Genomic DNA, 716 nt, shown 5'->3' on the forward strand with positions numbered 1-716 from the left:
TCGGCAACGCCGTGCGCACTGACTCAGATGGGACCGAGCTCGCTTGCTGTTCGCGCGGGCAGCGATACCGGGTCGTCGCTTCCGAGGGAGCCTCTCCCGTTGTGATCTCCTCGAGGTAACACTCTGTTTCTGCGGCATCGTATCCGAATGCCACGACAGCCGCATGCTCTGTGAAGTATTGGAGCCCGTGTGCGAGGTCATCACGCATATGGTACGTTGTCACACGGTCCGGTGTCCCATCGATGTCTGGTTTCTCTACCGCGACGTCGATCGAAACTGTTTGCCTATGGACAAAGGAAGACAGGGTGAGTCGCAGCGTTGACGCTTTGGGATCGTAACGAAGCTGTGCGAGCTCGTCGCCGTCACGCTCGGCAGCAAGGACATCCAACAATTCCTTTGGATCGACTGTCATGCTCCCCGGTGTCGCTTCGAAGTACCGACAGTCGCTTTTGTGGAGGGTCGCCTCGACAGCAGTGACTTGCGGGTCGTCCACACTGGTCGCCACAAGCGCATCACCGCCGATGGTGAGTGTTGTTTGGCCGTCAACGGCGACGACTGGTTCGAGCAATTGCCGGAGATGTGCCCGTGGTACGTCCACCTCAAGGTGTGGTGGGCTCGGTGATGACGTCGGGAGCCACGAGCGCATTACCACAACAAGTTAGTTATCACACATATACTTTGAGATTCAGCGTGGTATTTGCCCAGAGTAACCTGCG

The 716-nt window shown here is 57.7% G+C and carries 1 protein-coding gene; it reads right to left on the bottom strand.

Annotated features, from left to right (window positions below):
• The coding region (locus tag EXE42_RS15805) for a hypothetical protein (protein WP_137706941.1) at window positions 1-646 on the bottom strand (646 nt) is incomplete at its 3' end.
• Window positions 647-716 lie beyond the last annotated feature (70 nt).

It is taken from the genome of Halorubrum sp. SP3, assembly GCF_005435195.1.
Classification (GTDB): Archaea; Halobacteriota; Halobacteria; order Halobacteriales; family Haloferacaceae; genus Halorubrum; species Halorubrum sodomense.